This is a genomic window from Rheinheimera sp., assembly GCF_020217005.1.
In the GTDB taxonomy this organism is placed as follows: Bacteria; Pseudomonadota; Gammaproteobacteria; order Enterobacterales; family Alteromonadaceae; genus Pararheinheimera.
In genome coordinates, this window is the sequence record NZ_JAIWOI010000052.1 from 1 (window position 1) to 10,000 (window position 10,000).

At 47.4% G+C, this 10,000-nt stretch carries 11 protein-coding genes; 9 read left to right on the top strand and 2 right to left on the bottom strand.

All coding sequences use genetic code 11. The annotated features are described in order from the left end of the window. Nucleotides 1-82: 82 nt before the first annotated feature. Nucleotides 83-574, top strand: coding sequence for a phosphohistidine phosphatase SixA (gene sixA / locus LDL40_RS02590; protein ID WP_300993511.1), 492 nt, complete (start codon nt 83-85; stop codon nt 572-574). A gap of 6 nt (nt 575-580) precedes the next feature. On the opposite strand, the gene smrB is transcribed toward sixA, so the two are convergent. Beyond that, nucleotides 581-1,117 (bottom strand): endonuclease SmrB, encoded by a 537-nt coding sequence (smrB, locus tag LDL40_RS02595; protein ID WP_300993514.1) that lies wholly within the window; start codon nt 1,115-1,117, stop codon nt 581-583. A gap of 35 nt (nt 1,118-1,152) precedes the next feature. Between smrB and prmB the strand changes: the two genes are divergently transcribed. From prmB to LDL40_RS02625, 6 genes are all read left to right on the top strand, one after another. After that, the gene (gene prmB / locus LDL40_RS02600) at nt 1,153-2,100 is read left to right on the top strand and encodes a 50S ribosomal protein L3 N(5)-glutamine methyltransferase (protein WP_300993516.1); all 948 of its coding nucleotides are present in this window, start codon (nt 1,153-1,155) and stop codon (nt 2,098-2,100) included. A 49-nt stretch (nt 2,101-2,149) separates the two neighbouring features. Next, a complete protein-coding gene (gene aroC, locus LDL40_RS02605) occupies nt 2,150-3,247 on the top strand; it encodes a chorismate synthase (RefSeq protein ID WP_300993518.1) in 1,098 nt (365 codons plus the stop codon). A 90-nt stretch (nt 3,248-3,337) separates the two neighbouring features. Next, nucleotides 3,338-4,501, top strand: coding sequence for an MFS transporter (locus tag LDL40_RS02610; RefSeq protein ID WP_300993520.1), 1,164 nt, complete (start codon nt 3,338-3,340; stop codon nt 4,499-4,501). A 67-nt stretch (nt 4,502-4,568) separates the two neighbouring features. Further along, complete coding sequence (locus LDL40_RS02615) at nt 4,569-5,693, top strand: ATP-NAD kinase family protein (protein WP_300993522.1); 1,125 nt, start codon at nt 4,569-4,571, stop codon at nt 5,691-5,693. Nucleotides 5,694-5,695: 2 nt separating this feature from the next. Next, the gene (locus tag LDL40_RS02620) at nt 5,696-5,974 is read left to right on the top strand and encodes a YfcL family protein (protein ID WP_300993524.1); all 279 of its coding nucleotides are present in this window, start codon (nt 5,696-5,698) and stop codon (nt 5,972-5,974) included. 87 nt (nt 5,975-6,061) lie between these two features. Then, the gene (locus LDL40_RS02625) at nt 6,062-6,682 is read left to right on the top strand and encodes an FKBP-type peptidyl-prolyl cis-trans isomerase (RefSeq protein WP_300993526.1); all 621 of its coding nucleotides are present in this window, start codon (nt 6,062-6,064) and stop codon (nt 6,680-6,682) included. A gap of 58 nt (nt 6,683-6,740) precedes the next feature. Here LDL40_RS02625 and dsbB read toward each other — a convergent pair whose 3' ends face one another. Further along, the gene (dsbB, locus tag LDL40_RS02630; RefSeq protein ID WP_300993528.1) at nt 6,741-7,274 is read right to left on the bottom strand and encodes a disulfide bond formation protein DsbB; all 534 of its coding nucleotides are present in this window, start codon (nt 7,272-7,274) and stop codon (nt 6,741-6,743) included. A 182-nt stretch (nt 7,275-7,456) separates the two neighbouring features. Between dsbB and fadR the strand changes: the two genes are divergently transcribed. Both fadR and LDL40_RS02640 read left to right on the top strand, forming a co-directional pair. Beyond that, complete coding sequence (gene fadR, locus LDL40_RS02635; RefSeq protein ID WP_300993530.1) at nt 7,457-8,176, top strand: fatty acid metabolism transcriptional regulator FadR; 720 nt, start codon at nt 7,457-7,459, stop codon at nt 8,174-8,176. A gap of 256 nt (nt 8,177-8,432) precedes the next feature. Continuing rightward, nucleotides 8,433-10,000: aminotransferase class V-fold PLP-dependent enzyme (locus LDL40_RS02640; protein ID WP_300993532.1), on the top strand; the 1,568-nt coding region annotated here is incomplete at its 3' end.

Sequence of the window (10,000 nt, forward strand, 5' to 3'; positions counted from 1 at the left end):
TAGCAGTTACTGTCGGCATTAACTTTCATTATCATAGCGCACTCTTTTCGCGAGCGTCGCGAAGTTGTAACTGGTAGCAACGATGGTTAATTTGGTTATTATGCGGCACGGTGAAGCTGAACCGCAGTACTTAAGCGACAGTGAACGACAGTTAACAGCAGCAGGTCAGGCCGAAGTCAGTGAAATGGCAGAGTGGCTGCATCACCACTATAGTGCATTTGACCGGATTTTCTCCAGCCCTTATCGCAGGACACAGCAAACTGCCGCACTTTTGCTGCAAAAAGGCCTGTCGGCACAAGCTGTTGAACTGAATACGGATCTGGTCCCTGAAGGCAATGCACAACTGGTTGTCGACTTTCTGGACCTGTTCTATGCAGAACATCCACAGGCCAAAATTTTACTGGTGTCGCATATGCCTCTGGTTAGCTTTTTAGTGGAAGCTTTTACCCGCAGTGGTCAGACACCTATTTTTGACACTGCTGGCGTGGCTTGCATTGATTACCATCAGCACAAAGGTATGTTACTGGAATACGCCTGTCCAAGTCTGTTAAGTTTAGTTAAATCAGTGTCATGAGCTGAGTTAAATCGGCGTTTTAAGCAATATCAGCAAAGCGCCATCCCGGCCCCATTCAGTTGGGGCTGTATGAAAAGCTCTTACATTCGGATGCTGCACTAACCAATTAGGTACTCGTCTTGCGAGGATCCCTAAGCCTTTGCCATGCACCACACAAGCACAGTTAAAGTGCTGCTGCTCACAATACGCTAATAAACCCGCCAGTTCAGTTTTGGCTTGTGGTTGTGTTAAACCATGTAAATCCAAAATAACAGCAGGGCGAAACTCGCCGCGTTTTAATTGCCTGGCTAAGCCAGGGTCGTCCCCTGTTTGTACAAAGGACAAGGTCTGACTGTCGCTGAAAAAACCTTCATACTGATCGGAAAAGTAAAACAAATGGCTATCTGGACTGCTATTTGTTAAAGTGGCGGCCATTCTGACCTTGCCGGGCTGGCGGGCAAAAGGTATCTTGTCCTGCTGCAAGGGGCGTGCGCCTGCTACCGAATCACGGAACAGCTGTTTTTCTTCATCAGGAAGATCTGGAACTGGTGGTTTTTTTTGCATGCCCGAAGTCTAACCAATCACTAGAGTAAAACACAATGACAGAGCATCAAAGCAGCCATCTGACTGCGGAAATTATCAACGAAGCCATCCGCCAGCTGCATTCTATCCATGACTGGTTACGCTGGTCTGTCAGTCAGTTTAATAAAGCCCATATTTATTTTGGTCATGGCACAGACAATCCGTGGGATGAAGCTGCCTTGTTACTTGCACACAGTCTGGACATCGCACGTATTACAGAAAACCTGTTGCCACTGCGCGTGACTAGCTCCGAAGCTCAAGTATTTTGTGACCTGTTATTGCAACGCATTGAACAGCGTATTCCAGCCGCTTATTTAACCCAGCAGGCTTTTTTCTGTGGTTTGAGTTTTTACGTGGATGAGCGGGTATTAGTGCCGCGTTCCCCTATAGGCGAGCTGATTAGTCGCAGTTTCGAACCTTGGTTTAAGGAACATGAACCGGCCCGTATTTTAGATTTATGCACAGGCTCAGGCTGTATTGCTATTGCTTGTGCCAAACAGTTTCCAAATGCCGAAGTGGACGCCTTGGATATCAGCGAAGATGCGCTGGATGTGGCGATTTTTAACATCGAACAGCATGAGCTGGAACACCAGGTGTTTCCAATGTTATCAGACGGTTATGATGCCATTACCGGCCAAACCTATGATTTGATTGTGACCAATCCACCGTACGTCGACGCTGAGGACATGGCGGATTTGCCAGAGGAATACCACCATGAGCCAGAATTAGGATTAGCCTCTGGCCAGGATGGTTTAGCGCTGACACGCCGTATTTTGGCGCAAGCTGCAGAGCATTTAAACGACGGAGGCTGGCTGATTTGTGAAGTAGGAAACAGCATGGTCGCGCTGCAAGAGCTGTATCCGGATCTGCCATTGCAATGGCTGGAATTTGAGCGCGGTGGCTTAGGTGTGTTTGCTATCAGCAAAGCAGATTTGGTGAAACATCAGCACAGTTTCAACGCATAGTTTACGAAGTTAATCTACAGAAATATATAAAGAAATGCAGGGGTGAAAGATGTCGGGTAATTCTATAGGCCAACTGTTTAAAGTGACCACCTTTGGTGAAAGCCATGGCCCCGCCATTGGTGGCATAGTGGATGGTTTGCCGCCCGGCTTAAAGCTCGACCTGGAACAGATCCAACACGAACTGGACAGACGTAAACCAGGTACCTCTCGCTACACCACAGCGCGCCGGGAAGATGACATAGTAAAAATTTTATCCGGCGTATTTGAAGGCGTGAGTACTGGTGCTTCCATAGGTTTGTTAATTGAAAATACCGATCAGCGCTCACAGGATTATTCAGCTATTAAAGACTTGTTTCGCCCAGGTCATGCGGATTACACCTACTGGCACAAATTTGGTATTCGGGATTACCGTGGTGGTGGTCGTTCATCGGCCCGTGAAACTGCGGTCCGTGTTGCCGCTGGTGCCATTGCCAAGCAGTACTTAAAAGCCAGGTTTGGTATCGAAATTCGTGGTTATCTGGCGCAGCTTGGCCCAATCAAAGCGCAAAAGCTGGACTGGGAACAAGTGGAACAAAATGCCTTTTTCTGCCCTGATGCGGATGTGCTGGAGCAGTTAGATGAGTATATGCGTCAATTGAAAAAAGACGGTGACTCAGTGGGGGCCCGTATTAATGTAGTAGCGTCCAATGTGCCTGTCGGCTGGGGTGAGCCTGTGTTTGACCGTATTGATGCTGATATAGCCCATGCCATGATGAGTATCAATGCGGTGAAAGCTGTTGAAATTGGCGATGGTTTTGCCGTCGTAGAACAGCGCGGATCGACCCATCGCGATGAGCTGCGTTTAACTGGCTTTAGCGCGAATCATGCCGGTGGCACCTTAGGCGGTATCACTTCAGGTCAGGATATTAACGTCAGTATTGCGTTAAAACCTACGTCCAGTATCAGCATTGCGGGTAAAACTATTACCACCAATGGTGAAGAAACAGAGATGATCACCAAAGGTCGCCACGACCCTTGTGTCGGTATTCGGGCTGTGCCTATAGCTGAAGCTATGCTGGCGATAGTGCTGATGGATCATTTCCTGCGACACAGAGCACAAAATGCCGATGTAGTTGTGACAACACCAGATATAGCAAGGCAGCCTTAACACTTTAAGGTAAAATACAAACGTCGCTTTATGCGGCGTTTTGTTTTTCTCTGCGGCCACTGTGCTGTTTATTTTTGTAGTGGAAATCTGATGAATCTAACCACCACCAAAGCGTTGGGACTTGCGTACTTCTCTTATTTTGCCGTCTTGGGTATTTTTGTTCCTTATTTACCAATGTTTCTCGATGGCCGAGGTTTCAATTCACATGACATAGGCTTATTACTGGCAATAGTCACAACCAGCCGCATCATTGGTCCCAGTCTTTGGGCTATGGTGGTGGAGCGTAAAGGCGATCCTATTAGTGTGATGCGTTTTGGTGCTGTGCTGGCATCTATTGGCTGGTTAAGTAGCTATGTTGATTTTGGTTATTGGCCATTGGTGTTGGGACTAGGTTTATTCAGTTTGTTCTGGACTGCGATTTTGCCGCAACTTGAAGTTAGTGCCTTTTATTATCTGAACAACGACAGCACAATCTATGGCCGGGTCCGTAGTTTTGGCAGTGTAGGCTATATAGTGGTTGTGATGCTGGGTGGATTGTTGTTGCAGTATTTTGGTTCAGAGTTCTTGCCGTGGGGCGCTACTGTGTTTCTGGCTCTGCTGCTTGGTACTTTGTTTTTATTGCCTTCTTTTACTTTAAAAAATACCGAAGGGCAGCAGTCTATTCGTTTTCGCACCTTGTTTAAGCATCCGGTGTTTTTACGCTTTATGGCCGCAACTTTTTTAATGCAAATCAGCTTTGCGCCTTTTTATGGTTTCTTTATTTTGTATTGCCGTGACTTGGGCTACAGCGGTTTCACCTCGGGATTGATGATAGCGCTGGCTGTACTGGCGGAGATTGTCGCGTTTTTTTACGCGGGCAAGGTGTTACGCCGTTTTAGCTATCGTGTGCTGTTGACCTTTTGTTATGGCATCACTATTGTGCGCTGGCTGATTGTGGCTTATCTGGCACAGCACTGGTACTGGCTGGCTTTTAGTATGCTATTCCATGCCGCCAGTTTTGCGTTGGCACACAGCTGCGCTATGCAGTTTATTCAAAGTTTTTTTGCACCAGCTCAGCGCAGCCGGGGTCAGGCTTTATATGCCGGTGTGGTCTACGGCGGTGGTGGAGCTATTGGGGCTTACTGTGCTGGCGTGTTATGGGCGGACGGTCCTGGCTCGACCTTAACTTTTGTCAGTGCTGCAGTGGCCTCTTTGGCTGCCACGCTCATGGCTTTTTCTTTGCCTGATACTTTAGGGCAGCAGCAAAAGCTCTAAGTCTGGCTGGGCATGGAGCTGGTAAAAGGCTACAATGCTGCGTTTTTTTTACGCTGTAGAGGCTAGTGTGAGCAGTCTGTTTCGTTTAGGTTTAATAATCAATCCGGTAGCCGGAGTGGGCGGCGCCGTGGCGCTTAAGGGCAGCGACGGCGTGGTAGAACAAGCACTTGCTTTAGGTGCAGTGCCTCAGGCGCAACATAAAACTGCTTTAGCCTTAGAGCAATTACTGCCTCTGAAAGATCAGCTGCAGATCCTGACTGTTGCCGGTGCTATGGGCGCTGATTTACTGGCGTCTTTAGGTTTTCACTTCCAGATTTGTTATACGCCTGCATCCAGCCACACTTCTGCCGAAGATACAGAACGGGCCGCTACTACTATTGCAGAGCAAGGCGTTGACTTGTTGTTATTTGCCGGAGGCGATGGTACCGCGCGCAACATCTGTGCTGCGGTCGGAGAGCGCTCAACTGTACTCGGTGTGCCGGCTGGTTGTAAAATTCACTCTGGAGTCTATGCCATCAGCCCCTCTGCTGCAGGTAAAGTCATAGCCCAGTTGGTCAAAGGCGAGTTAGTCACTTTAACTGAAGCTGCTGTGATGGATATAGACGAAACCGCTTTTCGCCAAGGCATAGTTAGAGCCAAACGTTTTGGTGAAATGCGAATTCCTGCGGAGCTTCGATATATCCAAAGCGTAAAAAACGGCGGTAAAGAATCCGAAGAACTGGTACTGGATGATTTAGCAGCCTATATCGCCAGCAGCATGGAAGATGATGTGCGTTATGTGATGGGTTCAGGTTCCACTGTTGCTGCCGTAATGAAAGAGCTCGGCCTGCCTAATACTTTGTTAGGTGTGGATGTGGTGGAAAATGGCGAACTGATCGCCAGCGATGTCACAGCCGCAGAACTGCTGACTCTGGTGCAGGATTATCCGAGCAAACTGGTGATCACTTTAATAGGAGGCCAGGGTCATGTGTTTGGCCGCGGCAATCAACAATTAAGCCCTGCTGTAATTCGCGCTGTAGGCCGCGCTAATATTTGCTTAGTGGCGACTAAAACAAAATTACAGCAGCTGGCAGGCCGGCCTTTATTGGCCGATACCGGCGATGTTAGCCTTGATCAGCAATTGCAGGGTTTGATCCCTGTGCTGGTGGGTTACAATGATTATGTGATGTACAGACTAGGTCTGGAGGAGTAAAAATGCAGGATATTCAGGCCTATATTCAGCAGGTTGCCCGGTTTTTAGATGAAATGGTGCAACATGCCAGTGATGATGAATTATTTGCCGGTGGTTATTTGCGGGGCCACTTTGATTTAGCTGTAGGCCGTTTAGAGCTGACAGAACAGCCATTTGAACACGCTGAACTCACTGGTTCTGTGCAGCAAAGTCTGGAATTGGCTATTGCCGGTGGTGAGCTCACCGAACAAGACCAACACCTTGTGTTAGGTTTATGGCAGCAACTACAACAACTTTCGTGATCTGATGATGCATCAGGTTGAAACTGAAGCCGAATTTGATTTGCGCTTCTATAACGCGCTTTGTGCGCCAAACTACAAGTGAACTTTATGTCTACTAAATTTACCAGCTTAGAGCAACACGCCAGTTATGGCATAGGTCTGCAAATGGGTCAGCAACTGGCTGATAATCCGTTTGACGGTTTAGATATTCTGGCGGTTGCAGCAGGTTTAGCAGCTGCTTTCCAGGGCGACGAGCCGGAAGTATCAGAACAACAAATTGGTGCTGCCTTCCAGGTGATCAGCCAGCGCATGCAGCAACAACAGGAAGAGCAAGCCAAAGCTTTAGCTGGTGCTGGTGAAGCTTACCTGGCGGAAAATGCCAAGAAACCAGGCGTCACTGTAACTGCCTCTGGTTTACAGTACGAAGTATTAGTGCAAGGTGAAGGCGAGAAGCCAACTAAAGCTTCTACAGTGCGTACGCACTACCACGGCACTCTGATTGACGGTACTGTGTTTGACAGCTCCTATGACCGTGGTCAGCCTGCTGAATTCCCTGTTTCTGGCGTGATCGCTGGCTGGACTGAAGCACTGCAATTAATGCCTGTTGGCACCAAGTTACGTTTAACTATCCCACATAACCTGGCTTATGGTGAGCGCGGCGCTGGTGGCAAAATTGCACCATTCAGCACTTTAGTATTTGACGTAGAACTGTTAGCTATAGTTGGCTAATCTGTTGTTTTGATAAAGAAAAAGGAGCCTTCGGCTCCTTTTTCTTTTTAGGTTGAATTTAGTCGTATGGGTTGTACTTTTTCTTTTTAAACTGGCTGAAGATTAACGTCAGAGCCAGCAGGCTATAGACCACAAAAATCACGCGAGTCCATACAGGCATTGACAGGTCCATAAAACGCCAGGCTATATCACCACACATCCCCGTTGGGTTAAATACTTCCGGAAACCATTTGTCTAAAGGTAATCCAAGTGGAAACTCCGGGAACAAACTGCAGGTGTATAAACCACCGGATTGTACCAACTCTTCTACACCTACGTGTTCATGAGTGATCATTAATCCCCATACAGAACTTGCAGTAAAACCAAGCAAAGCAGTCCAGCGCAACAAAGCATTTGTTGGTGAAACTAAGGGAATCAAGGCCGCCAGCAGTACACCGGCTAATGCAGCTCTGGCGTAAACACACAGCATGCAGGGTTGCAAATTCATCTGATATTGAAAATACAACGCCAGACCTAACAACACAGCGGCCGACAAAGCTAATACAAGCCACGCCGATCGTTGTTTTGACCATTTTGCCAGACTGGATAACATTCGGATCCCTTTGTTTGATAAAACAAAACTATAAGTTGGTCAATCTAAGGCAAAAATCAAGGAAAGACAACCCAATGCTCGTCGAACAGCTATTTTTAATCCATAGCTTGTTAACTGCTTTGTCTCTGGTACAATCAGTGCCATTTATCTGACATTATAATAATGACAACGGGTTCCTCCGCATGACTATGAATTTAATAAAAGCACAAAGCCCGGCTGGTTTTGCCGAAGAGTATATCGTTGAATCTATCTGGAATGGTAAATTTGCTCCAGGTTCCATTCTGCCGGCTGAGCGTGAACTGTCAGAGCTGATTGGTGTTACCCGGACCACGTTACGAGAAGTGTTGCAGCGTTTAGCCCGTGATGGCTGGTTAACAATCCAACACGGTAAACCAACCAAGGTCAATAACTTCTGGGAAACTTCAGGTTTAAATATTCTGGAAACTTTAGCTCGTTTAGATGAAGAGCGGATGCCTGAATTGGTGGACGAGCTGCTCTCTGCCCGCACCAACATCAGCGCAATTTATATTCGTGGCGCTATTAAAACTCATAAAGACCAGGTGATTGCCTCTTTTGCCGGTGCTGAAGATTTAGCCGATACAGCTGAAGCTTTTGCGGCTTTTGACTACAACCTGAACCATGAAATGGCATTGCATTCTTCTAATCGTATTTATGTGCTGATTTTAAACGGCTTCCGTGGTCTGTATAACAAAATTGCCCGTTTTTACTTCTCATCACCTGAAGCCCGTGAATTGGCGCGCCGCTACTATAGTCAGTTAAAGCAATACGCCGAAGCAGGTAAACATGATGAAGTCGTATTTGCAGTGCGCAAGTACGGTAAAGAGAGTGGAAAAATTTGGGCTGGTTTACGCTCACAAATTCCAAAAGATTTAATCGAATAGTCAAAAACCGCCGAAAGGCGGTTTTTTTGTGCCTTCGTATTTGCAGCCGCAGCGTTGTTGACTGCGCGCCCGAGCCCAAGTCACATAGTGGACTATGCTCCTTGGGACTCGATTGCTTGTCGCCTAGCTGCAACAGCAATTACTTTGGCAAAATTATCCTATAAGCTGTACTTACCTTGATCACCTTGTCATAGCAGTTAGGGCTGGTTATTATGTTGCCATATATAATATAACCTTTAGTTATATGGTGTGAATGATGCAAAAACCTGCGGTGCGACCACAAGAAATTTATCTTGATAATAATGCCACTACTCCAGTGTTAGCCTGCGCTGCAGCTGCAGCACAACACACCATGCAGCAGGGGTTTGGTAACCCTAGCAGCAGTCACAGTACAGGTATTAAAGCTAAAGTTGAGCTGGAGAGTACCAGACAGCTGGCGCGCCAACTAATAGGTGCAGGCTCTGGTGATATCGTCTTTACCTCGGGTGCCACTGAAGGTATTCAAAGTTCAATTTTCTCCGCTTTGTTGCATGCTCGTTTATCTGGAAAAACCGGTCCTGCTTATCGTCTGCTCTACGGCGCAACCGAGCATAAAGCCGTGCCCCAGAGTCTGGAACACTGGAATCAGGTGTTGCAGCTTGGGGCAACTATTACAGCTATCCCCGTGGATCAGCATGGTTTATTGGATTTTGACTTTATCCGCACTGAACTACCGAATACTTTGCTGATTTGCACTATGGCGGCTAATAATGAAACCGGTGTGAAACAGGATTTAGCAGCGTTGCAGCAGTTGATCCGGGGGGTTGCACCGCAGGTACTTTGGATGGTGGACTGTGTGCAGGCGCTTGGCAAAATGTCACTGCAGTTGGAACAGATGACCATAGACTATGCACCTTTTAGCGGCCATAAACTCTATGCGCCAAAAGGTATAGGTTTTTTATATGTACGCAAAGGCACGCCTTATCAGCCATTGCTGGCAGGTGGTGGGCAGGAGAGTGGTTTACGTTCCGGCACTGAAAATTTACCCGGTATTGCAGCATTGCAGGCAATTTTTCAGCAGTTGGCTTTAAAACAAGATTCAGTCTTTCAGCCTGAAACCCAGCTCTGGAGCTATCGCGCGCAACTGCTGTTTGCATTACGTCAGGTTTTTCCTGATTTAGTTTTGAACAGTGATCAACCCCATATAGTGCCAACCACCATCAACTTTTCGGTGCCAGGCTTTGCCAGTAAAGATATTATGGACTTGTTTGACGCTGCCGGTATCCGGGTCAGCTCTGGTTCTGCCTGTAGTTCCAAAATTCCGACCAGCTTTGTGCTCAATGCGATGGGGTTGCCGTTATGGCGCAGTCAGGGCGCTATTCGTTTGTCTTTTGGGCCAGCGATGACACCAGCTGAGTGCCAGCAGGCCTGTCAGGCTATTTTGGCGTTAAAAACTGTAGTGAACTCCTGCTGCCTGGTATTAAGCGATGCCAGCAGCACAGAACTATTGCCACTGAATGGCTTAGTGCAGTTAAAACACGAAGATTTGTGCAGCTATTTGTTGGTATCAGCCGAAACGTCAGAAGTCATCATTATCGATGCAGTATTGCCTCTTGCGCGGCGTATAGCTCAGCTAGTACAAGGGCATCAGCTGAAACTACGGGCTATTCTTGATACTCATCTGCACAAAGACCATCCTTCAGCCAGACCAGAACTGGTTACTTTGTTAAAAGATGTGCTGGACCCAATCCCCACAGACCTGCTCGGTTGGCCTCTGGCTGAATCAAAAATTACTATGGGTACTTATAAGGTGCAGAAATGGTCGACCCCGGGTCATAGCCCAGA